General features: G+C 58.3%; 27 protein-coding genes, 2 tRNA genes and 1 riboswitch. Of the genes, 17 read left to right on the top strand and 12 right to left on the bottom strand.

The window, feature by feature from the left end:
* Positions 1 to 4: 4 nt before the first annotated feature.
* The 4 genes from ACR0DL_RS09005 to petA form a co-directional block, all read right to left on the bottom strand.
* A complete protein-coding gene (locus ACR0DL_RS09005) occupies positions 5 to 418 on the bottom strand; it encodes a nuclear transport factor 2 family protein (RefSeq protein WP_480688686.1) in 414 nt (137 codons plus the stop codon).
* 146 nt (positions 419 to 564) lie between these two features.
* Positions 565 to 1,350, bottom strand: coding sequence for a cytochrome c1 (locus tag ACR0DL_RS09000; RefSeq protein ID WP_226689057.1), 786 nt, complete (start codon positions 1,348 to 1,350; stop codon positions 565 to 567).
* Positions 1,351 to 1,367: 17 nt separating this feature from the next.
* Positions 1,368 to 2,699, bottom strand: coding sequence for a cytochrome b (petB, locus tag ACR0DL_RS08995; RefSeq protein WP_170349661.1), 1,332 nt, complete (start codon positions 2,697 to 2,699; stop codon positions 1,368 to 1,370).
* Positions 2,700 to 2,710: 11 nt separating this feature from the next.
* Positions 2,711 to 3,295, bottom strand: a complete 585-nt coding sequence (gene petA / locus ACR0DL_RS08990) for a ubiquinol-cytochrome c reductase iron-sulfur subunit (protein ID WP_170349660.1) — start codon at positions 3,293 to 3,295, stop codon at positions 2,711 to 2,713.
* Between the two features lie 485 nt (positions 3,296 to 3,780).
* On the opposite strand from petA, the gene ACR0DL_RS08985 reads away from it, so the two are divergent.
* On the top strand, positions 3,781 to 4,239 hold the full coding sequence (locus ACR0DL_RS08985) for a c-type cytochrome (protein WP_170349659.1): 459 nt from the start codon (positions 3,781 to 3,783) through the stop codon (positions 4,237 to 4,239).
* Positions 4,240 to 4,280: 41 nt separating this feature from the next.
* On the opposite strand, the gene ACR0DL_RS08980 is transcribed toward ACR0DL_RS08985, so the two are convergent.
* A complete protein-coding gene (locus ACR0DL_RS08980) occupies positions 4,281 to 4,889 on the bottom strand; it encodes a glutathione S-transferase (RefSeq protein ID WP_480688684.1) in 609 nt (202 codons plus the stop codon).
* A 109-nt stretch (positions 4,890 to 4,998) separates the two neighbouring features.
* A riboswitch (FMN riboswitch) is annotated at positions 4,999 to 5,146 on the top strand.
* 74 nt (positions 5,147 to 5,220) lie between these two features.
* Between ACR0DL_RS08980 and ACR0DL_RS08975 the strand changes: the two genes are divergently transcribed.
* From ACR0DL_RS08975 to cobO, 5 genes are all read left to right on the top strand, one after another.
* Complete coding sequence (locus tag ACR0DL_RS08975) at positions 5,221 to 5,661, top strand: 6,7-dimethyl-8-ribityllumazine synthase (RefSeq protein ID WP_170376366.1); 441 nt, start codon at positions 5,221 to 5,223, stop codon at positions 5,659 to 5,661.
* A 95-nt stretch (positions 5,662 to 5,756) separates the two neighbouring features.
* Positions 5,757 to 6,857: a chorismate synthase gene (aroC, locus tag ACR0DL_RS08970; RefSeq protein WP_480688682.1), complete on the top strand. Its 1,101-nt coding sequence runs from the start codon at positions 5,757 to 5,759 to the stop codon at positions 6,855 to 6,857.
* Positions 6,841 to 7,503, top strand: coding sequence for an HD domain-containing protein (locus tag ACR0DL_RS08965; protein WP_480688680.1), 663 nt, complete (start codon positions 6,841 to 6,843; stop codon positions 7,501 to 7,503). The genes aroC and ACR0DL_RS08965 overlap by 17 nt, the downstream gene beginning before the upstream one ends.
* Before the next feature lie 45 nt (positions 7,504 to 7,548).
* Entirely contained in the window at positions 7,549 to 8,484 is a 936-nt protein-coding gene (locus tag ACR0DL_RS08960; protein WP_480688678.1) for a DMT family transporter, read from the top strand.
* A 58-nt stretch (positions 8,485 to 8,542) separates the two neighbouring features.
* Positions 8,543 to 9,142 (top strand): cob(I)yrinic acid a,c-diamide adenosyltransferase, encoded by a 600-nt coding sequence (gene cobO / locus ACR0DL_RS08955; protein WP_480638385.1) that lies wholly within the window; start codon positions 8,543 to 8,545, stop codon positions 9,140 to 9,142.
* Positions 9,143 to 9,175: 33 nt separating this feature from the next.
* Here the strand turns inward: cobO and ACR0DL_RS08950 are convergent, their stop codons facing one another.
* The 4 genes from ACR0DL_RS08950 to ACR0DL_RS08935 all read right to left on the bottom strand — a co-directional run bounded on the left by ACR0DL_RS08950 (position 9,176) and on the right by ACR0DL_RS08935 (position 12,055).
* On the bottom strand, positions 9,176 to 9,373 hold the full coding sequence (locus ACR0DL_RS08950) for a hypothetical protein (protein ID WP_170349652.1): 198 nt from the start codon (positions 9,371 to 9,373) through the stop codon (positions 9,176 to 9,178).
* Between the two features lie 262 nt (positions 9,374 to 9,635).
* Positions 9,636 to 10,001, bottom strand: a complete 366-nt coding sequence (locus ACR0DL_RS08945) for an SPW repeat domain-containing protein (protein ID WP_170349651.1) — start codon at positions 9,999 to 10,001, stop codon at positions 9,636 to 9,638.
* Between the two features lie 109 nt (positions 10,002 to 10,110).
* The gene (locus ACR0DL_RS08940; protein ID WP_480688675.1) at positions 10,111 to 11,061 is read right to left on the bottom strand and encodes an AraC family transcriptional regulator; all 951 of its coding nucleotides are present in this window, start codon (positions 11,059 to 11,061) and stop codon (positions 10,111 to 10,113) included.
* Between the two features lie 127 nt (positions 11,062 to 11,188).
* Positions 11,189 to 12,055 carry a branched-chain amino acid aminotransferase gene (locus tag ACR0DL_RS08935; RefSeq protein ID WP_480688673.1) on the bottom strand — a complete coding sequence of 289 codons (867 nt, stop codon included), beginning with the start codon at positions 12,053 to 12,055 and terminating at the stop codon, positions 11,189 to 11,191.
* Between the two features lie 160 nt (positions 12,056 to 12,215).
* On the opposite strand from ACR0DL_RS08935, the gene ACR0DL_RS08930 reads away from it, so the two are divergent.
* From ACR0DL_RS08930 to dxs, 6 genes are all read left to right on the top strand, one after another.
* On the top strand, positions 12,216 to 12,728 hold the full coding sequence (locus ACR0DL_RS08930) for a MarR family winged helix-turn-helix transcriptional regulator (RefSeq protein WP_170349648.1): 513 nt from the start codon (positions 12,216 to 12,218) through the stop codon (positions 12,726 to 12,728).
* Positions 12,725 to 13,426: a response regulator gene (locus ACR0DL_RS08925; RefSeq protein ID WP_170349647.1), complete on the top strand. Its 702-nt coding sequence runs from the start codon at positions 12,725 to 12,727 to the stop codon at positions 13,424 to 13,426. The genes ACR0DL_RS08930 and ACR0DL_RS08925 overlap by 4 nt, the downstream gene beginning before the upstream one ends.
* Before the next feature lie 69 nt (positions 13,427 to 13,495).
* Positions 13,496 to 14,422, top strand: a complete 927-nt coding sequence (locus ACR0DL_RS08920) for a histone deacetylase family protein (RefSeq protein ID WP_480688671.1) — start codon at positions 13,496 to 13,498, stop codon at positions 14,420 to 14,422.
* Positions 14,419 to 14,661 (top strand): exodeoxyribonuclease VII small subunit, encoded by a 243-nt coding sequence (locus tag ACR0DL_RS08915; protein WP_058282745.1) that lies wholly within the window; start codon positions 14,419 to 14,421, stop codon positions 14,659 to 14,661. Before ACR0DL_RS08920 ends, ACR0DL_RS08915 begins: the two co-directional genes overlap by 4 nt.
* Entirely contained in the window at positions 14,662 to 15,528 is an 867-nt protein-coding gene (locus ACR0DL_RS08910; RefSeq protein WP_480688669.1) for a polyprenyl synthetase family protein, read from the top strand. It begins immediately after the preceding gene.
* Between the two features lie 14 nt (positions 15,529 to 15,542).
* Positions 15,543 to 17,471, top strand: a complete 1,929-nt coding sequence (gene dxs / locus ACR0DL_RS08905; RefSeq protein WP_480688667.1) for a 1-deoxy-D-xylulose-5-phosphate synthase — start codon at positions 15,543 to 15,545, stop codon at positions 17,469 to 17,471.
* Between the two features lie 32 nt (positions 17,472 to 17,503).
* Here the strand turns inward: dxs and ACR0DL_RS08900 are convergent.
* A tRNA-Thr gene (locus ACR0DL_RS08900) sits at positions 17,504 to 17,579 on the bottom strand.
* 206 nt (positions 17,580 to 17,785) lie between these two features.
* Here ACR0DL_RS08900 and ACR0DL_RS08895 point away from each other — a divergent pair.
* The 3 genes from ACR0DL_RS08895 to arsJ are packed head-to-tail and all read left to right on the top strand — an operon-like array spanning position 17,786 to position 20,876.
* Entirely contained in the window at positions 17,786 to 18,613 is an 828-nt protein-coding gene (locus ACR0DL_RS08895; RefSeq protein WP_480688665.1) for an arsenate reductase/protein-tyrosine-phosphatase family protein, read from the top strand.
* Between the two features lie 2 nt (positions 18,614 to 18,615).
* Entirely contained in the window at positions 18,616 to 19,614 is a 999-nt protein-coding gene (locus ACR0DL_RS08890; RefSeq protein ID WP_480688663.1) for an ArsJ-associated glyceraldehyde-3-phosphate dehydrogenase, read from the top strand.
* Positions 19,611 to 20,876 (top strand): organoarsenical effux MFS transporter ArsJ, encoded by a 1,266-nt coding sequence (arsJ, locus tag ACR0DL_RS08885; RefSeq protein ID WP_480688661.1) that lies wholly within the window; start codon positions 19,611 to 19,613, stop codon positions 20,874 to 20,876. The genes ACR0DL_RS08890 and arsJ overlap by 4 nt, the downstream gene beginning before the upstream one ends.
* Positions 20,877 to 20,932: 56 nt before the next feature.
* On the opposite strand, the gene ACR0DL_RS08880 is transcribed toward arsJ, so the two are convergent.
* Positions 20,933 to 21,009: transfer RNA gene (locus ACR0DL_RS08880), tRNA-Arg, on the bottom strand.
* Positions 21,010 to 21,124: 115 nt separating this feature from the next.
* On the opposite strand from ACR0DL_RS08880, the gene ACR0DL_RS08875 reads away from it, so the two are divergent.
* Positions 21,125 to 22,150, top strand: a complete 1,026-nt coding sequence (locus tag ACR0DL_RS08875; protein ID WP_170360951.1) for a LacI family DNA-binding transcriptional regulator — start codon at positions 21,125 to 21,127, stop codon at positions 22,148 to 22,150.
* Between the two features lie 4 nt (positions 22,151 to 22,154).
* Complete coding sequence (locus ACR0DL_RS08870) at positions 22,155 to 23,363, top strand: winged helix-turn-helix domain-containing protein (protein ID WP_480688659.1); 1,209 nt, start codon at positions 22,155 to 22,157, stop codon at positions 23,361 to 23,363.
* A gap of 3 nt (positions 23,364 to 23,366) precedes the next feature.
* On the opposite strand, the gene ACR0DL_RS08865 is transcribed toward ACR0DL_RS08870, so the two are convergent.
* Positions 23,367 to 24,065 carry a fumarylacetoacetate hydrolase family protein gene (locus ACR0DL_RS08865; RefSeq protein WP_480688657.1) on the bottom strand — a complete coding sequence of 233 codons (699 nt, stop codon included), beginning with the start codon at positions 24,063 to 24,065 and terminating at the stop codon, positions 23,367 to 23,369.
* Positions 24,066 to 24,137 lie beyond the last annotated feature (72 nt).

Here is a 24,137-nt window from a genome sequence, read left to right as displayed (position 1 = left end):
CTGCTTAGGTGGTGACCGCAGACACCGCTGCGGTGTCATAGAATTCCTCGTATTCACAGACCAGCCCGTCGCGAAACCGGCAAATGATCAAAATCGGCGTCTCTACCGTCTTGCCAGTGCCTTTATGCGTCCAGGCACAGGCGCCGATGCCGACAACACGGTCATCCTGTTCAATGGTGTCTTTCAGGGTCCAATGCTGCATCTCGAATGCGGCAGTCAGATCTTCCAGATATTCCTGCATCTCGGCCCGACCATCGCGCCCACAGCTAAAATCCAGCCCGTATTGGCCCCGGCCCAGCGAACGCATGCACAGATCCTCGGTCGTGTATTTTTCCCACATACCGATATCTGACGCCTTGCAATCGTTCCATTCTGCAAAGGCTTTCCGCATCTTTTCGACATTGCTCTGCGTGTCCATAATTCGTTCTCCCAAATGTAATGCGCTGAAAATGTGCTGCCCCAGAAACAACAAAGGACGAGGCGAGTATAACACCGGCAGCCTGCCGAACAAAAAAGGCCCGGTGTCGAACACCGGGCCTCGTAACATTCAGAAGCAAAATCCGATCAGACGGACTTCTTGCCTTTCACGCCTGCCCACAGGCGTTTGTTGACCAGGTACAACAGCACCGACAACAGCGACAGGAAGATCACACCGACGAAGCCGGAGTACTTACGCTCCATCATCTTCGGCTCGGCTGTCCACATCAGGAAGGCCGCGATGTCTTCGGACAAGGCTTCGACCGTGGCCGGGTGACCATCAGCGAATTCCACCTGATCTTCGGCCAGGGGCGGTGCCATCGAAATCCAGCCGCCTGGGAAAGCGGTGTTTTCGTACAGGATCGTGCCGGCCTCTTCTTTTTCATGGCCGGTATAGCCATCCAGCAGCGAGGCGATGTATTCCGCGCCACCCATGCCTTTGAAGAACTGGTTGATGCCCAGACCGTAAGGACCGTGGAAGCCCGCACGGGCCTTGGCCATCAGGCTCAGGTCCGGTGCGCCAACGCCGTCATTTGCCGGGAAGTGATCGGTCGGAATGGCCGGACGGAAATCGTCCAGCTCGGGGTCGAACACTTCGAAGTTGCCCGCCGCATAGGCGATGACTTCTTCTTCCGAATAGCCCAGCGCTTCAAGGTCGCGCAGGGGCACGTATCTCAGGCCGTGGCAAGCCGCGCAAACCTCGGTATAGACTTGAAGACCGCGCTGCAGCTGGTTCTGATCCCAGGTGCCAAACGGCCCCTCGAACGAGAAGTGGAAGTCCTCGATATGCTGTTCGCCGCCGCCTGCCGCGTAGGACGCAGCAGGAGCAAGGGCGAGAGCAAACGCGGCACCGATTGCAAGTTTCTTGAACATGTTTCCGGTCCCTCTTCTTACTCGGCCGGCGTGGCGTCGGCGTCAGCCTTGCCATAATGCGCGTTGAAGTCTTCTTCGATGGTCTCGGGCTGGGCCAGAGGTTTCTCGATCACGCCAAGGATCGGCAGGATCACGAAGAAATAGGCGAACCAGTAGGCGGACGCGATCAGCGAGAAGGTCGCATAGGGCTCTTCCGCGGGCATCGCACCCAGCCACATCAGGGCAAAGAAATCGATGATCAGCAGGTAGAACCACCATTTGAACAGCGGGCGGTATTTGCCCGAACGCACAGTCGACGTGTCCAGCCAGGGCGCCAGCGCCATGGCCAGAATCGCACCGAACATCGCGATCACACCAAAGAATTTGGCGTCAACAATGCCGCCGGTGATGAAGCTGGCGAACTGCACGACCCAGACCTCACCAGTGAAGGCACGCAGGATCGCGTAGAACGGCAGGAAGTACCATTCGGGCACGATGTGCGCAGGCGTCACCAGCGGGTTGGCTTCGATATAGTTGTCCGGGTGGCCCAGATAGTTCGGCATGAAACCGACGACCGCCCAGAACACAACCAGGATCACAGCCAGTGCGAACAGATCTTTGATCACGAAGTACGGCCAGAACGGCAGCGTGTCTTTCTCGGCTTCGGCTTTCGAACCGCGACGAACCTCAACACCTGTGGGGTTGTTGTTGCCGGTGGTGTGGAAGGCCCAGATGTGCACGATGACCAGCGCTGCAATCACGAACGGCAGCAGGTAGTGCAGCGAGAAGAAGCGGTTCAGCGTGGCATTGTCCACCGCGGGTCCGCCCAGCAGCCAGGTCTGGATCGCATCACCCACGAACGGGATCGCGCCAAACAGGCCAGTGATCACGGTCGCACCCCAGAAGGACATCTGACCCCAAGGCAGAACGTAGCCCATGAAGGCGGTGCCCATCATCATCAGGTAAATCAGCATCCCAATGATCCACGTGATCTCACGCGGGGCTTTGTACGAGCCGTAGAACAGGCCACGGAAGATGTGGATGTATACCGCAACAAAGAACAGCGATGCGCCATTCATGTGTAGGTAGCGCAGCATGTAGCCGCCATTCACATTGCGCATGATGTGTTCGATGCTGGCAAAGGCCAGATCGACATGCGGGGTGTAGTGCATCACCAGAACGATACCGGTGACAATTTGCAGCGCCAGGCAGAACGCCAGGACGATGCCCCAGATCCACCACCAGTTCAGGTTCTTGGGCGTTGGGATCATAAGGGTGTCATACAGCAGGCCGACGATCGGCAGACGGCTGTTCAGCCACTTCTCGCCATTTGTCTTCGGCTCGTAATGATCGTGGGGAATTCCGGACATCTGGGTCTCCCTTAGCCGAGCTTGATGGTTGTCGCATCCACCCATTCAACGGGCGGAACGGGCAGGTTTTCAGGCGCGGGGCCTTTGCGGATACGACCGGCAAGGTCATAGTGCGAGCCGTGGCAGGGGCAGAACCAGCCACCGAAATCACCCGCATCGCCCAGAGGGACACAGCCCAGGTGGGTGCAAACGCCCATCTGAACAATCCATGCGCCGGGCGCTTCGCCTTCGGGCGACGGCATCACGCGGTTGGCATCCGTTGCGGGCGCATCGGCGGGCAGGTTGAAGTTGCGCGCCAGCGGATCAGGCAGTGCATCTACGCCTTCGGCGTCCTGTTCCTGAGCCTCTTGGATCTCAGCACCGGTACGGTGACGGATAAATACAGGCTTGCCCAGCCATTTGACGGTCAGCTGCGTGCCCGGCTCGACACCGCTGACGTCCTGGCGAATCGAGGACAGCGCCTGAACGTCTGCCGATGGGTTCATTTGGTTGATCAGGGGCCATACGGCTGCACCCGTCGCAACGACACCTGCGCCGCCTGCGACGTAGTAGAGGAAATCTCTGCGGGTGCCTTCGTGGTCTTCTGCGTGGGACACGAGGTTTTCTCCGATTCCGGCGCCCGCGATTGCGGGCAAACATGCATCAGCACCGCATCAAAGCGGCGTCTCATCGCGGCTATCTAGCCGGGAGAAATCGGTTCGTCCAGCGGTCATAGGCGCGCAGGACGCCTCAACAGGGCATTCATGTCACAACGACGGGGTATTTTTTCAAGATGGGGACAGATTTAAGCGGGGGAACCCACCGCCTGTCCAAACCTGCTGCCCATGTGATTCGGGTGAGGCATACTGAGGGCGAAACCGGCATGCAGAACTGGGTTTTGCCCCGCAAGAAAGCGGGCATCGGGCAAGATTCAGACCAGATTCTGCCACCCTATTTTCCACTTTTCCGGAATGTGTGACCAATTAAAAACTGAGTTAAAAATGTATATTTTATAACGGGTTATAAACGCCTGAATTCGATTGCACTTTTAACGGGAATCCACGAAAGGCAAGGAAATTCCAACCTCTGCAGGACGTTTTCAATGTCAAACCCCGTGTCACAACTTTTTGCACCAACGCTGACCCTTTTTCTGGCCATCGCGTCTCAGGCCGTGGCCGTTGGCGATCCGGCAAAGGGTGAAAAACTATATAACCGCTGCTCTTCTTGCCACGCGATCATCAAAGATGGAGAAATTTTGGTCAAAGGCGGCATCACCGGGCCGAATCTGTATGGTGTGGTAGGTCGTGTTGCCGGATCTGAGACTGATTATCTTTACGGAAGCGAACGCCTGCCCATCGGAATGTTCACTGATGACATGATCCGTGCGGGCAACGAAGGGCTTGTGTGGACCGAGGAAAATATCATCGCTTACTCGCAAGACCCGATTGGGTTTATTCAGGATTACCTAAATGACGAAACCGCACGCCCGAACATGAGCGTGAAGCTGAAGAAAGGGGCCGAAGACATTGCTGCCTATCTGGCCACCTTCAGCAGTCAGTAATGCAAAAGGCTCCGCCCCATCCTCGGCGCGGGGCCTGTTTCCTAGGCTGGCGGGCGGGTGGCAACCATGCTTGGCCGTTCGCTGAAATCCGCGTACCACGCGGCCAAGGCATCATTGCCCTTACGCCAGCCACGCGCATCATGCCGCAGGTCCAGATAACCCAGTGCACAGGCCACAGCGATCTGGCCCATATCCAGTGGACCCGCCAAATGGGCCATCCACCGTTGGTTCAGCGCAGCGCAGGCGCGTTCGATCTTGCCCCATTGCGCATCCTTCCAAAGGTCCCACTGCTTATCCTCGGGGCGGAAACGTTCTTCATAGGTGACCGCCAAAGCTGAATCCATAATACCGTCTGCCAGCGCTTCCAGTGTCAGCACGTCCCAGCGCCCGGAACCCTCGGGGTACATCCCGGCCTTGGCGCGTGCATCCAGAAAGTCGCAGATCACCCGACTGTCGAACAATGTCGGGCCATCGGGCCGCTCCAACGCGGGGATTCTGGTCAACGGCACTTTGCCCAGCAGGGAATCGGACGGATCCAACGGCGTATTGGCAATGGTCATCACCTCGACATCGTCAAGTTGGTTGGTTTCATGCAGCAAAACCATAACCTTACGCACATAGGGGGACATCGGGCTGTGATAGAGTTTCATTCACATTCTCCTTGGCTTCAGAAACCCTACAGCAGCTGGTTTGAAACAAAACCCGTCAATTGCCAGCACCTTCACCCTTGCGGAACGGCGCGGGCCTTGGCAATGTCGATCCCGTTCTCAGGGCGGGGCGAAATTCCCCACCGGCGGTATGCGGGCCAAGACCCGTAAGCCCGCGAGCGGCCCCGTTGACCGGGGTGTCAGCAGATCTGGTGAGAGGCCAGAGCCGACGGTTACAGTCCGGATGAAAGAGAACGTGCAAGTAACGCCGGTGATACGGCGTGTTTGCTCGTGATCGCCTTGGGTGACGTGTCTGTTACGAAAGGAGATCATGATGACACACACCCGCTATGCTTTTATCAAAGCCAACTGGCATTCCGATATCGTTGACCGCGCGCTGGATGGGTTTCTGGACCTCATTCCCGCCGAGCAGGTCGACGTTTATGACGTCCCCGGCGCGTTCGAGATGCCGCTGCTGGCCCGCGACCTGGCCCAAACCGGGCGCTATGCCGCGGTCGCCTGCGCCGCATTCGTCGTGGATGGCGGTATATACCGGCACGATTTCGTTGCCCAAGCCGTGGTTGACGGGCTGATGCGCGCTGGGATGGACACAGGTATTCCGGTCCTATCGGTATCGCTGACCCCGCACCAGTATCAGGAAACCGACCACCACAATGCCATCTACCGCGACCACTTTGTGCAAAAGGGCCGCGAAGCGGCACAGGCGGCGCTGAAAATCACCCAGACCCGCGCCGGGTTGGCGGCAGCTGCGTGATGTGAACAAGGTTGGGGTCAAACGGCCCCAACCGCAAATCCGCTTGAGGCCGCGGGCCTTGCCCGCTAATCACGACGCGCAAAGGAGCATGCCCCATGTCGATGAACAGCTTTGGACACCTCTTCCGCGTCACCACCTGGGGCGAAAGCCACGGGCCCGCTTTGGGTGCCACCGTCGATGGCTGCCCGCCGGGCGTTGCGATTGACGAGGCGATGATTCAGCACTGGTTGGACAAGCGCAAACCGGGGCAGAACAAATTCACCACCCAGCGACGTGAGCCTGATCAGGTTAAAATCCTGTCCGGCGTGTTTGAAGGCCAGACCACCGGCACGCCCGTGCAACTGATGATCGAGAACACCGATCAACGCTCAAAAGACTACGGCGATATCATGGACAAGTTCCGGCCGGGTCACGCCGATATCACCTATTGGCAGAAATACGGTATCAGGGATTACCGCGGTGGCGGGCGCAGTTCGGCCCGGGAAACCGCATCGCGTGTGGCCGCCGGGGGGCTGGCGCGAGAAGCAATCAAACAGATCGCTCCCAATGTGCAGATCACCGGCTATATGGTGCAAATGGGGCCGCGCAAGATTGACCGCACCAATTTTGACTGGTCGCAAATAGAACAGAACCCGTTTTGGACACCTGACGCGGCAGCAGCCGAAGACTGGGCGACCTATCTGGATGACCTGCGCAAATCCGGCAATTCGGTCGGCGCAGTGGTTGAAGTGGTAGCCCGAGGCGTCCCTGCCGGCATCGGCGCCCCCGTATATGCCAAGTTAGACACTGATCTGGCCGCTGCGATGATGTCGATCAACGCTGTCAAAGGTGTTGAGATCGGTGAAGGTATGGCCGCTGCCGAACTGACCGGCGAAGCCAACGCAGACGAAATTTTCATGGGGCAGGACGGTCCGCAATACAGCTCCAACCATGCGGGCGGTATTCTGGGCGGTATCTCGACTGGGCAGGATCTTGTGGTGCGATTTGCGGTGAAGCCGACCTCGTCGATCCTGACCACCCGCAAAACCATCACTATATCCGGTGAGGAAACCGAGATCATTACAAAAGGGCGCCACGATCCTTGCGTCGGCATCCGTGCTGTGCCCGTGGGCGAGGCAATGATGGCCTGCGTGATCCTCGACCACTTGCTGCTGCACCGTGGCCAGATCGGAGAGAACCGTGGACGGATCGGCTGATCTGCGCGCGCGCCTGCGCGCCATCGTCGCGCAGTGGATGGAGACCGACCCGGCGCATGATCTGGCACATCTGGACCGGGTTTGGGTGAACGCGCAGGCCATTGCGGACGATCAGACCGACATGCCCGTGTTGCTGGCCGCCAGCTATCTGCATGATCTGGTGAACCTCTCCAAAGACGACCCGGATCGCCATCTGGCATCCCGCCGGTCCGCGCAGGAATCAGAGCCTATACTGAGCAAACTTGGCTATAGCCCAGACCAAGTTCGCGCAATTCAGCATGCGATTGAGGCACACAGCTTCTCTGCCAATATCACGCCAGTCTCACCCGAGGCCTGCATCTTACGCGATGCGGATCGGCTGGACGCGCTGGGCGCGATTGGCATTGCGCGGAACTTTTCGGTTTCAGGCGCTTTGGGACGGGCGCTGTACGATCCGGCTGATCCGTTTGCCGCAAATCGGTCCTTGGACGATCTGACCTATTCGATGGATCACTGGAAGGTAAAGCTGCTGGGCCTGCCCAGTGACATGCTGACCGAGGGCGGAAAAACCCTTGCACGACAACGCATCGAGCTGATGATCCGCTTTCTGGAGGACTTCGCGGACGAGATCCGCCAGTCTCTGCCTGCGGACTGGACGAATTCCTGATTCCACGCGTTGATCTTTGTCGAACAAAGGCGCAGGTTCGCGCCGATGGCAAAACCGTTAACATCGCATCGACCGCTGCTGGCCGTCGCTCTGAAAACGAGCGCGGTGTTTTTGTTCACCGTGATGGCCGGTCTGATCAAGTCGCAGTCTGATCACTTTCCGCCGGGAGAGATGGTGTTTTTCCGATCACTGTTCGCCATTCCAGTGATCGTCATCTGGCTGATCTCACGCGGAGAATTGGCACAAGGCTTTGTCGTGCGCAAACCCATGGGTCACTTCTGGCGCGGCGTACTGGGGACCACAGCAATGGGGCTGACCTTTACTGGCCTTGGCCTGATCCCCCTGCCCGAGGCCACGGCAATTGGTTACGCGACCCCGATTTTTACCCTGATTCTGGCCGCGATCATGTTGGGTGAGCGCATCCGCAAGATTCGGATCGCCGCCGTGGCCATTGGCCTTTTGGGTGTTCTGATCATGATCTGGCCCCGACTGGGCGGCAACAACATGGAGGCCGCCGCCACCATCGGCGCGCTGTGCATTCTAGGGGCGACCGTTGCACGCGCCTTTGTGCAGATTCACATCCGGCAGTTGGTGCAGGTCGACCACCCGGCGGCCATTGTGTTTTATTTCTCGATGACCGCGACCTTGCTGTCCGGTCTGACCGTTTTCTGGGGCTGGGTCCTGCCCATGTGGGAGCAAGCCGCCATGTTGATTCTGGCCGGGCTGATCGGCGGTGTAGCGCAGATTCTGGTGACCTCGTCCTATCGCTTTGGTCAGGCGTCGATGCTGGCGCCCTACGACTATACTTCGATGTTGTTTGCCATTGTCATCGGCTATTTCTGGTTCAGCGAACTGCCAACACTGGTGATGTTGATCGGTGCGGCGCTGGTGATCGCCGGCAATATCGTGGTGATCTGGCGCGAACATCAGCTGGGTCTGGAACGCGGACGCGCCCGAGCCGTCACAGACCCAAAAGCCTAACCTTTACCTTTGCCAAACTTCCCCTAGGGTATGGCGCGACACAAAATGAGGGTTCCCCATGAGCGACGCGCAGGATCACAAGGAAAAGATGCAAAAGGTGCAGGCCCAGCACCGCAAGAAAGTCTCAGAGGCGGTCGATCCGGGCCGCGGGCTGGTGCTAATCAATACCGGCAAGGGCAAGGGCAAATCCTCGGCCGCTTTTGGCGTGGTAATCCGCGCCTTGGGTTGGGGGCAGAAGGTCGCCGTGGTCCAGTTCATCAAGGGCAAGTGGAAAACCGGCGAGCGGCGTTTCTTCGAAGAACGTGATCTGGTCACCTGGCACACGATGGGCGAGGGCTTTACCTGGGACACCCAAGACCGCGAGCGTGACATCGCTGCCGCTAATGCCGCCTTTGACAAGGCCCGCGCGCTAATGGCCAGCGGGGATTATGATCTGGTGGTTCTGGATGAGATCAACATCGCCCTGCGCTATGAATACCTGTCGGTTGATCAGGTGATTGGCGGTCTGAACGAACGATCGGAAAAGACCAGCGTGTTCCTGACCGGGCGGGACGCTCCGCAAGCGCTGCGCGACTATGCCGATCTGGTTACCGAAATGACCGAAGAAAAGCACCCGTTCCAAGCCGGTATCAAAGCCCAGCGCGGCGTGGATTTCTGAAAACAGAGTCTAAACAGCCCCAAACCGGGGCTGTTACACCGCCCGATTTTCATTGAGAAAACGGACAGACCCGCGTTGGCTGGCGGCGCTGTCAGGTAAACGGTCGGATGAATTGGCATCTGTGGCAGGTTTTTTCTTGTCGACATAGGCGCAAAAATCGTCGTCACAACAGCAGCCGCACGCGGTTGCGGCCTCATACCGTGCCATGATTTCGTCCAGCGGATCGCCCATACCAAACTCTTTCCATGCCAGTCTGTTTCGTTTCCGAGGCGGCGGCGGGCTCTCACCAAGTCACGCGCTAAGCCCGCAAACCGTCTCGAAATTCGGTGCCGGATAGTATCATACCCAGCCTTGCTATTTATCTGATTATTTTAGTCGGGAATTGCAAGAGCAAAAGCGCCGTGTGATCAGGTGTGATGCGTTTGATGAGCGGATGAGCCGCCTGTTCTTAAAACAAGCGACTCACAGACATAAAAGTGGGCGTATTTCACACTCAGGCGGTTGCGCCCTGTTCCGACGCGCTAAGCGAGATCACAGCAACCACCGCCGCACCATTCAGCCAGTAGTAAATTGCGTCCAGCCCCGTAAAACCAAACAGGCTAGGTGCGGCCAGGAACGTGACGCCGACAAGCAAATCAACCGCCAGGTGGAATTTATAGGGCAGAACCCGCCAGACGCCGAGATGGTGGTCGGTCAGCACGGTCAGAACAAGCGCCGCGACACCGGTGACTACCGACAGCCACAACGCCATTGGGTTGGATTGCCCCAACCCTAAAACAAAAGGCAACACCATCAGCGCCAGAGCAACCGGATAATCAAGATAAGCATGCACAGTGCGGGTAACAAAACGGACAGACATTGTTTTTTCCTTTCCTAATTTGGCATGGCACCAAGTTAAGATTGGATAGTCGGACGTTTAATTCTGGATCGTTCGCGAAACATTGCAGATCGTTCGAAGATCCAGCGGATCAGTGCATGGATCGGTAAGCTGCCGGAGACAGGCCAATCTGTTTCTTGAACACGCGGGAAAAGGCCGCTTCTGACGCATAGCCAACCTCGGCCGCCGCATCCGCCACGTTCCAGCGATTCTCAGTCAGGCCGTGACAGGCGATCTGCATACGCCAATCCGTCAGATATTGCATGGGGGTCGCGTTCATCTTCTCGGCAAACAACTGCGCGAAGGCGGTACGTGACATCCCGGCCTCACGCGCCAGTGACTCGACACTCCATTCCTGTGCGGGGGCCTGATGAAAGGCGGTCAGCGCCCGCGAGATGCGCGGATCAGCGAACCCGGCCAAGGCGGTATCGCTGGGGCTTTGGTATTCCAGATGGGCGCGTATGGCTTGCGCAAATAGCACTTCGGACAGTTTCAGGGCGATCAGGTCGCCCCCGATACGGGCACCGTTGATCTCGGACCCGATCATGCGCAGGGTCGCTTCGATCCAGGCACCGGCCTCTTCGCCGTAGTTTTCGATCAGAATGTACGACGGCAAGCGGTCGATCAGCATATGACCTGCGCCCCTTCGTCCCGGCGGACCAGTGAATGAGAAATGGCCGCACACCAGCTGAGTATCGCGGCTTTTATCCTCGCCCCCGTAAATCAGGACGCCATCGCCCTGATAACCGGCCTCCTCCAGAACCTGCTCTAATGGCAACGCGTCCAGTGGCTTGATCTCATTGCACAGCAGCGCGTGCGCGGCCCCGTGCGGGATCAGGATCAAATCGCCTTGCTTGAGCCGCAGCGTTTCCCCTGTGTTAGAGACGTAAACCTTCAATTCGCCGCGCTGAACAAAGTGGAACCGGGCGACATTTTGATAGGCAGGGACCTGGATACCGTAAGGCGGCGTGAATGACGTGCGGAAATAGAATGTCCCCCGCAAGGACAGGCGGGTGAGGATATCGCTGAGCAGGTCCAACATGGGCGTAACCTATCGCTGCCTGCGCTGCCGTCCAGCCCGTTGAACGATCTGCACAAGAACTTGAACGGCGGGCAAAGAAAAACCCCCACGAAACGCGGGGGTTCCTAACTGTGCGTTTCTGGTCAGATCAGGCGCGTACCAGCGACTCATAATCTGCGGCGATCTCGCGGGTCAGATCTCCGACTTCGAAAGTGTAGTCGCCGATTTGCCCCACCGGAGTGACCTCGGCCGCTGTGCCGGTCAGCCAGCATTGCTCGAAATCAGCCATTTCTTCGGGCTTGATACGACGTTCGATCACGTTGATGCCCTTGTCTTTCAGCATCTGGATCACGGTCTGACGGGTGATGCCGTTCAGGAAGCAATCGGCCAACGGAGTATGTACCTCGCCATCCTTGACGAAAAACACGTTGGCACCGGTCGCCTCGGCCACATAGCCGTTGTAATCCATGAACAGCGCGTCCGAGCAGCCCTTGGCCTCGGCCTTGTGCTTGGAAATGGTGCAGATCATGTAGAGACCCGCCGCCTTAGCGTGAACCGGGATGGTTTCGGGGCTGGGGCGTTTCCATTCGGCGATGTCCAGCTTGGCGCCTTGCATCTTAGCGTCGCCATAATAGGCGCCCCAAGGCCAAACCGCGACGGCCATACGTACCGGGTTTCGGGCCGAGGCCACGCCCATATCTTCGCCCGAACCGCGCCAGACCAGCACCCGCACATAGGCGTCCTGCAGACCGCTGGCTTTCAGGGTTTCTTCCTTGGCGGCTTCGATCTGATCGATCGTATAAGGCATCGGCATGTCCAGCGCGTCGGCAGATGCGATCAGACGCTCGGAATGTTCGCGGCTTTTGAATATCTTGCCGTTATATGCGCGCTCACCTTCGAACACCGAGGACGCATAGTGCATCGCATGAGACAGGATGTGTACATTGGCATCGCGCCAAGGCACCAGTTCACCGTCTATCCAGATCACGCCGTCACGATCATCATACCCCGCCATGCGAAACCTCCTGAACTGGGTTGAATTTTTCGCTTGTTGCGCCATTTAAGTCCGATGCGGACATAAAGTTGCGCAGAAACTGCGGTTCGATACCTGTCCACTCTTGGAATGTCAATAACGCTGACATAAAGTCGATCCTGAGTAACGAATGAGGCAAACGATGTCGGATACGCGCCCCGCCCAAGTGTTTGGCGGTGAAAGCCTTTTGTTTTTGACCGACGAACAGTTGCGACAAGGGATCGAAGCGATGTTTTTCGCTTACCGAGGCTTTACCGCTGATCCTGATCGCATTCTGGCGCAACTCGCCTATGGTCGAGCCCATCACCGCGCCGTTCATTTCATCAACCGCGCGCCGGGCACAACCGTGAACAACTTGCTGGCAATCCTGGGCGTGACGAAACAGTCGCTGAACCGGGTGCTGCGGACCTTGATCGATGACGGGCTGGTCGAAAGCCGCGTGGGCACAGTGGACAAGCGCGAACGCCATCTGTTTCTGACCGAAAAAGGCAAGGCGCTTGAGGCCAAACTCTCTGAGGCTCAGCGGGTGCGAATGCGCGCCGCCTACAAGGATGCGGGCCCCGAGGCGGTATCAGGATTTCGTAAAGTACTTGAAGCAATGATGGATGCTGATATGCGTCATGCTTACACGAAACTGCGGGATACGACCTCATGAGCGATTTGGATGCCCATCTGCTGATCGTCGACGACGATGAGCGTATTCGTGATCTGCTCAAGAAATTCCTGATGCGCAGCGGGTTTCTGGTGACCGCCGCCCGCGATGCCGCCCATGCGCGGCGAGTACTGTCGGGGCTGGACTTCGACATGATCGTTCTGGACGTGATGATGCCGGGCGAAGACGGCGTAAGCCTGACCAGAACTCTGCGCGAAACCCATTCAACCCCGATCCTGCTGTTGACCGCGCGTGGTGAGACCGAACACCGGATCGCCGGGCTTGAGGCTGGCGCGGACGATTACCTGGCCAAGCCGTTCGAGCCAAAAGAGCTGTTGCTGCGCATCAACGCGATCCTGCGGCGGATGCCTGAAACACCAGCGCAAGATACGGCGACCAAGATTTTGACCCTCGGCCCGATCCGCTATGACGTGGAACGTGGTGAGATGTGGCAGGGCGAAGAACCGGTGCGTCTGACTGCGACGGAAAGCCAGTTGATGAAGATCTTCTCGACCCAACCCGGTGAGCCGATCAGCCGCGCTAAGCTGGTCGAGGATCTGGGCCGCGACAAGGGACAGGCGCAGGAACGCGCGGTTGATGTGCAGATCACCCGGCTGCGGCGCAAGATCGAACAAGACCCAAAGCAGCCACGTTATCTGCAGACGGTCCGGGGCGCCGGGTATATGCTGGCGCCGGATTGATCAGGCCGCTTCGCGGCGACTATTGGCCTTCGGCGAAGGTATTTTTAGCCAGATGAACAGGGGATCGATATGAATACCGCCCTTTTGACACATGCGGATTGTCTGGAGCATGTCACCCCGGATGGGCACCCTGAGCGGGTGGCCCGGCTGGAGCATATCCTGCATGCGTTGGAGTCATTGGACCTGAACCGGGTGACTGCGCCACTGGCGGCGGATGACGATCTGCTGCGCATACATCCGGAAAGCTACATCCGGGATGTGCGCAAAATGCGCCCCGCGGAGGGCTTTGCCCAGATCGACGGGGACACGTTCATGTCTCCGGGCTCGGTCGATGCGGCCTATCGCGCGGCGGGGGCTGTGGTGCGGGCGGTGGATATGGTGCTGGGCGGTGAGGCGCAAAATGCGTTTTGTGCGATCCGGCCTCCGGGGCATCACGCCGAAACCGACACCGCCATGGGGTTTTGCCTGTTCGGCAATGCCGCGCTGGCGGCGAAGCATGCGTTGGATCATCACGGGCTGAACCGCGTCGCAGTGGTTGATTTTGACGTGCATCACGGCAATGGCACACAGGATTTGCTGTGGGATGAGAAACGCTCACTTGTGATCACCAGCCAGCAGATGCCGTTGTGGCCCGGATCGGGGCGTCCGGATGAAACCGGCGCGTATGAGACCATTCTCAACATCCCCCTGTCCCCCGGTTCCGGCGGGGCCGAGATGCGTGCGGCCTATGAAACACAGGCTTTCCCGCGCCTGCGCGCCTTCAAGCCGGACCTGATCATCATCTCGGCTGGATTTGACGCGCATCAGGACGATCCATTGGCCAATCTGAACTGGTCCACAGGTGACTTTGCCTGGGTCACCGCGAAGCTTTGCAAGATTGCCGATGAGCTTTGCGGGGGCCGTATCGTCTCGACTCTGGAAGGCGGGTATGATCTGAACGCACTGGCCCAGGCCACACGCGCCCATGTGGATGAATTGATGAAGGCAGCCCGATGACCGATACCCCAGTAGACCAGATGACATTCGAACAGGCGATGAAAGAGCTTGAGGCCGTTGTTGGCCAGCTCGAGCGCGGCGATGTGGCGCTGGACCAGTCCATCGCGTTGTATGAGCGCGGCGCGGCGTTGAAAAAGCGCTGCGAGGAGGAGTTGAAGCGGGCCGAAGAAAAAGTGGCCGCTATTACTCTGGACGCCAACGGTCAGCCGACCGGGACGACGCCTGTCGAAGGTCAGTAAATGTTTCGTGAAAAACTAGCGCAGGATGCGGCGCGGATTCAGGATCAGTTCGATCTGGTTCTGGGCGGGCTGGACGATCTGAATGTGACCCGTGCGATGGCCTATGCCATCAAAGGTGGCAAACGGTTGCGTGGGTTTCTGGTGCTGGAAAGCGCGCGCCTGCACTGCGTAGATGCAATTCGCGCCGTTTTGCCCGCCACCGGGATCGAAGCACTGCACGCGTACTCACTAGTCCATGACGATCTGCCCTGTATGGATGACGACGATCTGCGCCGTGGGCGGCCCACGGTTCATGTGAAATGGGACGAAGGCACCGCCGTTCTGGCCGGGGACGCGTTGCAGACGCTGGCCTTCGAACTCTGCACCCGCCCCGAGGTCGGCACGGCCGAGGTTCGGGCAGAATTGGCTCTGACCCTTGCCAAGGCCAGCGGAGCGCAAGGTATGGTGCTGGGTCAGGCGCTGGATATCGCGGCGGAAACGGCTGCAGCACCGCTGACCCTGGACGAAATCACGCGCCTTCAAGCGGGTAAGACCGGTGCGCTTATTGAATGGTCCGCATGTGCAGGCGCACGTTTGGCGCAGGCCGACCCCGGGCCGTTGCGCCAATATGCCCGGGCACTGGGGCTTGCTTTTCAGATCGCGGACGACATTCTGGATGTCGAGGGTGATGCCGAAAAGGCTGGAAAACGCCTGCAAAAGGATGCCCAGGCCGGCAAGGCCACATTTGTTTCACTGTTGGGTCTGGAAGCAGCCAAAGCCCGTGCGGCGGAACTGGTGGATCAAGGCTGCGCCGCACTGGACGGCTATGGCGCATCGGCAGAAACCTTGAAGGACGCCGCCCGCTTCGTTATTGCCCGGGACAGCTAAGCCAGGAACGCCAAATGTCTGACCGCCCGAAAACGCCTTTGCTGGACCTTGTGAGCCGCCCTGCGGATCTCAAGCAGTTCTCGGATGCGCAACTGCATCAGGTGGCGCAGGAATTGCGAACCGAGACGATTTCGGCCGTGTCCGTCACAGGTGGGCACTTGGGCGCGGGCCTAGGTGTAGTCGAGCTGACCACCGCGTTACATTCGGTGTTCGACACGCCCCGCGACAAGATCATTTGGGATGTGGGGCATCAGTGTTATCCGCATAAGATCTTGACCGAGCGGCGCGACCGTATCCGAACCCTGCGCATGAAGGACGGGCTGAGCGGGTTCACCAAGCGTAGCGAAAGCCCGTATGATCCGTTTGGGGCAGCGCACAGTTCAACCTCGATTAGCGCTGCGCTTGGGTTTTCCGTGGCTCGCGATCTGGGAGGCGTCACGCCCGAAGGGCTCGGTGACGCAATTGCCGTGATCGGCGATGGGTCGATGTCGGCGGGTATGGCCTTTGAGGCGATGAACAACGCCGGTCATCTGGGCAAACGCCTGATCGTCATCCTTAATGACAATGAGATGAGCATCGCCCCGCCCGTCGGTGCACTGTCCAACTATCTGTCGCGAATTTACACCGAAGCCCCGTTCCACGAATTGAAAGCCGCTGCCAAGGGTGCGGTCTCGCTTCTGCCTGAACCGTTCCGAGAAGGTGCGAAACGGGCCAAGGAAATGCTGAAAGGCATGGCGGTGGGCGGCACGCTGTTCGAAGAGCTTGGCTTTTCCTATATCGGGCCACTCGACGGTCACGACATGGATCAGTTGCTGCCGGTTTTGCGCACGGTCAAAGCACGGGCAACCGGTCCGATCCTGATCCATGTGCTGACAAAAAAGGGCAAAGGCTACGCGCCCGCCGAGCAGGCCCGCGACAAAGGCCACGCCACCGCGAAATTTGACGTGGTCACGGGCGAGCAGAAAAAGGCCCCGTCCAACGCGCCGTCATATACGTCGGTCTTTGGCAAAGCGCTGGTTGATGAGGCGGGGCGCGATGACAAGATCGTTGCGGTCACGGCCGCAATGCCGGATGGCACCGGGTTGAACCTGTTTGCCGAACGCTACCCGTCGCGCTGTTTCGACGTCGCAATTGCGGAACAGCACGGCGTGACCTTCGCGGCGGCGCTGGCGGCTGGCGGTATGAAACCGTTCTGCGCGATGTATTCGACCTTTTTGCAGCGCGGCTATGATCAGGTGGTGCATGATGTGGCCATTCAGCGCCTGCCGGTGCGTTTTGCCATCGACCGTGCTGGGCTGGTGGGTGCTGATGGCGCAACCCATGCGGGATCCTTCGATATTGCCTATCTTGCCAACCTGCCCGGCATGACCGTCATGGCCGCTGCGGATGAGGCCGAACTGATGCATATGGTTGCCACGGCGGCGGCCCATGATGACGGTCCCATTGCGTTCCGCTATCCGCGCGGCGAGGGTGTGGGCGTCGACCTGCCTGAACGAGGCGAGGTGCTTGAGATCGGCAAAGGCCGCATGATCCAAAAAGGTGCGCGCGTGGCGCTTTTGTCCTTTGGCACCCGCTTGGCCGAGGTGCAGAAGGCCGCCGAGGCCCTTTCAGCCCGCGGGATCACACCCACCATCGCCGACGCCCGTTTCGCCAAACCGCTGGACCGTGATCTGATCCTTGATCTGGCCGCTAACCACGAGGCTCTGATCACCATCGAAGAAGGTGCCGTTGGCGGATTTGGCAGCCACGTGGCACAGCTATTGGCGGATGAGGGTGTGTTCGATCACGGGCTGAAATACCGCTCGATGGTGCTGCCGGATATCTTCATCGATCAGGCCAACCCAGCGGACATGTATGCCGTTGCGGGCATGAATGCCGAACAGATCGAAGCCAAGGTTCTGTCGGTTCTGGGCGTCACAACAATAGGCGAAAAACGCGCCTAAGCGGTTACCGGAACACGATTCGGGAATGCATGTGGTGCCTCAAGAGGGACTCGAACCCCCGACCTTGTCCTTACGAAGGACCTGCTCTACCAGCTGAGCTATTGAGGCAAGCGAGGGTTCGTTTAAACGGTCGGGGTGGTACGCGCAAGCCTACTTCTTTTTGGTTTCCTCGTGCTTTTTCCACGCGTTTGGGCAAGCTGCGCTGTTGGCCGCTCGACTCCAATGCGAACATTCAGTGACAACGAATGTGAATTTATTGTAACGGCGCAGGTTAGGGATTGTTGCTTGCATATTATTTCGATATTTCATGAAATATGATAAATCGAATAACAAACCAACTCGCTGTCCTTGGCCACCCGCAACGTATTTCGGTGTTTCGTATATTGATGCGACGCTTTCCTGACGCCGTTCCGGCGGGTGAATTGGCGACAGAACTGGGTATCAAACCCAGCACTCTGTCGAACTATCTGAACGCATTGCAACGATCCGGGCTGGTGACGCAGAAACGGTCGGGGACTTCCCTGCTTTATTCGGTTGAAATGAAGAACGTGCAGAACATGCTGGGCTTCCTGCTGAACGATTGCTGCCGTGGCCGCCCTGATATCTGCATGCCATCCGAGCAAGGAAACGGCGCAATATCGGGCCGCAAATTCAACGTGTTGTTTATCTGCGTAGGCAACTCGGCGCGTTCCATTTTTGCCGAGACCCTGCTGCGAGACATCGCCGGGAACCGGTTCAACGTCTACTCAGCTGGCACAAAATCGTTTTCCGAGCTGAATCCGATGGCCATGCAAGTGCTTGAGGACAAGGGTCATGACACCTCGGGTCTACGGTCCAAAAGCATATCTGAATTCTCGGGCCCCGACGCGCCCGAGTTGGATTTCGTTTTTACTGTCTGCAACAAGGCCGCAAACGAAGAATGCCCCGCCTGGGAAGGTCAGCCGATCAGCGGCCACTGGGGTATGATCGATCCGGTCCAGACCGAAGGCACGGACGCCGAAAAAAGCCTGGCCTTCCAGAACACTTATGGCGCGCTCAAGCGCCGGATCGAAGCCTTCACCTCTTTGCCGGTCGAAAGTCTTGACCGGATCGCATTGCAATCTGCTGTCGATGACATCGGCAGAACGCCTGTCGAGGAATAGTTATGACGACCTACGCACTGAACGGTTTGGGCCGGATGGGAAAGCTGGCCTTGAAACCATTGCTGGACAAAGGCGCCAAGATCGCCTGGATCAATGATGCAGTGGGCGACCCCGAAATGCACGCGCATCTGCTGGAGTTTGACACCGTGCATGGCCGCTGGGATGCCAATTTCGAGCATGACGCAGAGAGTGTCACGATCAATGGCACCCGCCTGCCTTTTATTGGCACCAAGGACCTGAATGCCCTTCCACTGGACGGTGTCGATGTGGTGATCGATTGTACAGGCGTATTCAAGACCGAGGCCAAGTTGGCCCCTTATTTCAAGGCTGGCGTCAAAAAGGTTGTCGTCTCGGCCCCGGTCAAAGATGGGCCCACCGCAAACATCGTCGTGGGCGTCAACGATGCCACCTATGACCCGAACAAGCACCTAATCATCACTGCGGCCTCATGCACCACCAACTGCCTGGCGCCGGTGGTCAAGGTGATCCATGATGACCTGGGCATTCGACACGGATCGATGACCACAATCCACGACGTGACCAATACGCAAACCATCGTGGACCGACCGGCCAAGGACCTGCGCCGCGCACGCTCGGCGTTGAATTCTCTGATCCCGACCACCACAGGATCGGCCACCGCAATCACGCTGATCTACCCCGAACTCACGGGGCGGCTGAACGGCCATGCGGTGCGTGTGCCGTTGCTGAACGCCTCGCTGACCGATTGCGTGTTCGAAGTCGAGCGGGAAACAACTGCTGAAGAGGTCAACGCCCTGTTCAAAGCCGCTGCCGAAGGGGACTTGAAAGGTATTCTGGGTTATGAAACGCGGCCTTTGGTGTCGACCGACTACACCAATGATACACGCTCTTCGATCGTGGACGCGCCTTCGACCATGGTGGTGAACGGAACGCAGGTAAAGATCTATGCCTGGTACGACAATGAAATGGGTTATGCGCACCGCCTGGTGGACGTTGCCCTGATGGTTGGGTCGGGGCTGTGACCCAACGGCCCGAGGGTCTGTCGGCCTATATCGCGGTCACAGCCGCCTATTGGGCGTTTATGCTGACCGACGGTGCGTTGCGCATGTTGGTGCTGTTGCATTTTCATTCGCTGGGCTTTTCACCGGTGCAGCTGGCCTATCTGTTTGTTTTGTATGAGGTCGCAGGGATCGTGACCAATCTGACGGCGGGCTGGATTGCGGCACGCTTCGGGTTGACCTCGACGCTTTATGCCGGTCTGGGACTTCAGGTTCTGGCCTTACTGGCGATGACGCAACTGGACCCGAATTGGACCATCGCAGCATCGGTGACCTTTGTGATGATGGTGCAAGGGGCCAGCGGCGTGGCCAAGGACCTGGCCAAGATGTCCTCGAAATCTTCTGTGAAGCTGCTGGCACCCACCGAGGGGAGCGGGCTTTTTCGTTGGGTAGCGGTGCTGACCGGATCCAAGAATGCGGTGAAAGGGCTGGGTTTTCTACTGGGTGCGGTGATGTTGGCCACCTCGGGATTCATGATGGCGATCCTGATTATGGCCGCAGTTCTGGCGCTGATATTGATTGGAGTAATACTGTTCCTGCCCGCAGGTCTGCCCATGGGCCGCAAGGGGGCAAAATTCTCCGAGGTGTTCTCGAAGTCCGCCAATGTGAACTGGCTTTCGGCGGCGCGTGTCTTTCTTTTTGGCGCCCGAGACGTGTGGTTCGTGGTCGGCATCCCGATCTATTTCTACGCCGTGCTGTCCGACGGCACCCAAGAAGGAAACCGCGCAGCCTTTTTCATGATCGGCTCTTTCATGGCGGTCTGGGTTATTCTTTACGGCGCTGTTCAAGCCAGCGCGCCCAAGATTCTGCGCGCCAGTGAACGCAGCGAAGCAGACCTGATCCGCTCCGCCCGCAGCTGGGCCGCAGCTTTGTTTTGCGTACCCGCCGCATTGACGATTGTGGTGCTGTTCTCTTCAGGCCCCGAAACATGGTTAACCGTCACGCTGGTTCTGGGCCTGCTGCTGTTCGGCGCGGTGTTCGCAGTCAACTCATCGCTGCATTCCTACTTGATTCTGGCCTTCACAAAATCGGAACGGGTGACGATGGATGTCGGATTTTACTACATGGCCAACGCGACGGGCCGCCTTGTGGGCACCGTCCTGTCCGGGCTGACCTATCAAATCGGAGGTCTTTCCCTGGTCCTGGGCACCGCAGCCGCGATGGTTGCACTGGCAGCGCTGGCATCGGGCAAGCTGACCGATCAAACCGTTGACGCCTATTCTTGAATGTTGTCGTACACTACCTGACCGCCCGGCCGCCTGTAGCCGTGTTTCAGCAAACTTGGCGACCCCGGCAGGATTCGAACCTGCAACCTGCCCCTTAGGAGGGGGCTGCTCTATCCAGTTGAGCCACGGGGCCGCGCAAGGCTCTCTGTAACCCGGTTTTTTCAGGTTGTCATGACCTTTGCACAACAGTTGTAAATCAAGTCCCGTTCACGCTACCATCGGGCAAAACAACAGTGCAGGTGCCCTCCGTGACCACAGAAACAAAACGTCCGCTTACCCTTCGTGATGTCTCGGAAGCGTCAGGAGTGTCCGAAATGACGGTCAGCCGCGTTCTGAGGAACCGGGGTGACGTGTCCGACGCCACCCGCACCCGCGTTTTGGCTGCCGCGAAAGAGTTGGGATACGTTCCTAACAAGATTGCAGGCGCGCTGGCTTCCAGCCGCGTAAATCTGGTTGCGGTGATTATCCCGTCGCTGTCCAATATGGTCTTTCCCGAGGTTCTGACCGGTATCAATCAGGTGTTGGAAGACACTGAATTGCAGCCCGTGGTCGGCGTCACCGATTACCTGCCCGAGAAAGAAGAAAAAGTCCTTTACGAGATGCTCTCGTGGCGGCCGTCGGGTGTGATCATCGCGGGACTGGAACATACCGAAGCCGCCCGCGCAATGCTGGATTCAGCCGGAATTCCAGTGGTCGAGATCATGGATACAGATGGCAAACCAGTGGACGCAATGGTCGGCATCTCGCACCGTCGTGCCGGGCGTGAAATGGCTGCTGCGATCCTGAAAGCGGGTTATCAACATATCGGTTTCATGGGCACCAAGATGCCGTTGGACCACCGCGCGCGGAAACGCTTTGAAGGTTTTACCGAAGTGCTGGGCAAGAACGGGATCGAGATCGAAGATCGTGAGTTCTATTCCGGCGGCTCGGCCCTGGCCAAGGGGCGCGAGATGACGCAGGCCATGCTGGATCGTTCGCCCGACCTGGATTTCCTGTATTATTCCAATGATATGATTGGTGCTGGTGGGTTGCTGTACCTGCTGGAACAGGGCATCGACATACCGGGACAGATCGGTCTGGCCGGGTTCAACAATGTGGAACTGCTGCAGGGGTTACCACGCAAGCTTGCCACGATGGATGCCTGCCGTCTTGAGATCGGGCGCAAGGCGGCCGAGATTATCGCCACGCAATTGGCCGATCCGAATACCGAGGTCGACACGCGTCTGACACTGACCCCCAAGATCAGCTACGGCGACACCCTGAAGCGGCGCTAAACTCATGGCGCCGCGGCGGCTGGACAACAAAACGGCCCGCGCGTTGTTTATGGATCACCATGCGCTGGCCGAACCGCCTTCGGGCGGGGCCAAAGGTGCGGATTTATTGGATTTGATCCACCGACTGGGCTTTGTTCAGCTGGACAGTATCAATACCGTGGCCCGCGCCCATGACATGATCCTGTATTCGCGCAGGCCATCCTATCGCGCCAAAAACCTCAAACAGCTTTACGAACGTGACAAGGCGCTGTTTGAACACTGGACTCATGACGCTGCTGTCATCCCGATCGAGTTTTACCCCCATTGGCATCTGCGGTTTCAACGTGATGAGGTATTGTTGAAATCCCGGTGGAAAAACTGGCGCCGGGATGGGTTTGAGCAGCAGTTTGCCTCTGTCCTGCAACATATCCGCGATCATGGCCCGGTCTCGTCCTCGGATGTGGGCAAGGACGAGAAAAAGGGCTCGGGCGGTTGGTGGGATTGGCACCCATCGAAAACGGCGCTTGAGTTCCTGTGGCGGTCGGGCGCGCTGACCGTGGTTGGCCGCAACGGATTTCAAAAGCAATACGATCTGACCGAACGGGTCATCGAGACGCATCTGTGTCCTGGCAACATGCCCTGCAACACCAAGGAAACCGTGGATTGGTTGTGCAAAGCAGCGTTGGACCGGCTGGGATTTGCAACACCCGGAGAGCTGGCGGCATTCTGGGATACGGTCAGTGTTAGCGAGGCCAAGAACTGGTGTAATAAGGGTCTAACACAGGGCATTCTGGAGGAGATTGAAGTCACCTGTGCCGATGGAAGAATCCGCAAACTGCTCGCGCGCCCGGATTTGGCCGAGAAAAACCCGCCTTCGCCGTCCAGCCGCATTCGCGTGCTTAGCCCCTTTGACCCGATGCTGCGCGACCGCAACCGCGCGGAACGTCTGTTCGGGTTCCATTATCGGATTGAGGTCTTCGTTCCCGCCGCCAAACGGACCTATGGCTATTACGTGTTTCCGCTGCTGGAAGGGGACCGATTGATTGGCCGGATTGATATGAAAGCCCAGCGCGACCGTAGCATTCTACAGATTAACGCGTTATGGCCAGAGCGATCCGTGCGCTGGTCCGACGCGCGGACACGCAGGCTGGAGGCCGAGATGGACCGCGTCCGCCGGTTTGCTGGATTGGGCGGTATTGAATTCGCAACCGATTGGCTGAAAGACCCTAAATAAGATCTATTCTGAATCCGTCAGCGTCAATTGGATCGGCTGCAACCCGTCAATCCCCCCTTCGATCACATCCCCAGCCTGCACTGGGCCAACACCGGCGGGTGTGCCCGTCAGGATCAGGTCACCCGGACGCAGATGGTAATATCCGGACAAATGGCTGATGATTTCGTCGATCTTCCAGATCAGTTCGCTCAGCGTGGCATCCTGACAAATGTCGCCGTTCACGCTTAGATGAATGCGTGTGTTGTCTTGCGGTGACCAGCCCGCAGCCGATGTCAGGGGCGCAAACACTGCCCCGGCCTCAAGGTCCTTACCCAGATCCCAGGGTCGCTGTTTGTTGCGCTCTCGGATTTGCAGATCCCTACGGGTCATGTCCAGGGCACAGCCATAGGCATAGACGGCGTCCCAGGCCTGCGCACTGGTGGCGCGGAAAACGGGCTTGCCGATGGCTACAGCCAGCTCCATCTCGTAATGAAAATTCTCGGTCCCCGGCGGGTATGGCACAGACGCACCGGTCAGAACTGCGTTTGGCGCTGATTTGGTGAAATAAAAGGGGGCTTCGCGGTCGACCTCGTGCCCCATTTCGGCGGCATGAGCGGCATAGTTACGGCCCACACAGAAAATTCGCCCCACCGGATAGGTCACATCCTGCCCCTGCATCGGAATCACAACCGGATCGGGAAGAGAAAACAAATTGTCTGGCATGGCAGCCCCCTATTCTATCAGCCAGCGCGCATCTTAATGCGGTGAACCGCGGGAACAAGTCGCCGCTTCTCG

Source organism: Ruegeria sp. BB5, assembly GCF_056539405.1.
Note: the sequence above shows the minus strand (reverse complement) of the source record. Positions and strands in the feature narration are given on the sequence as shown.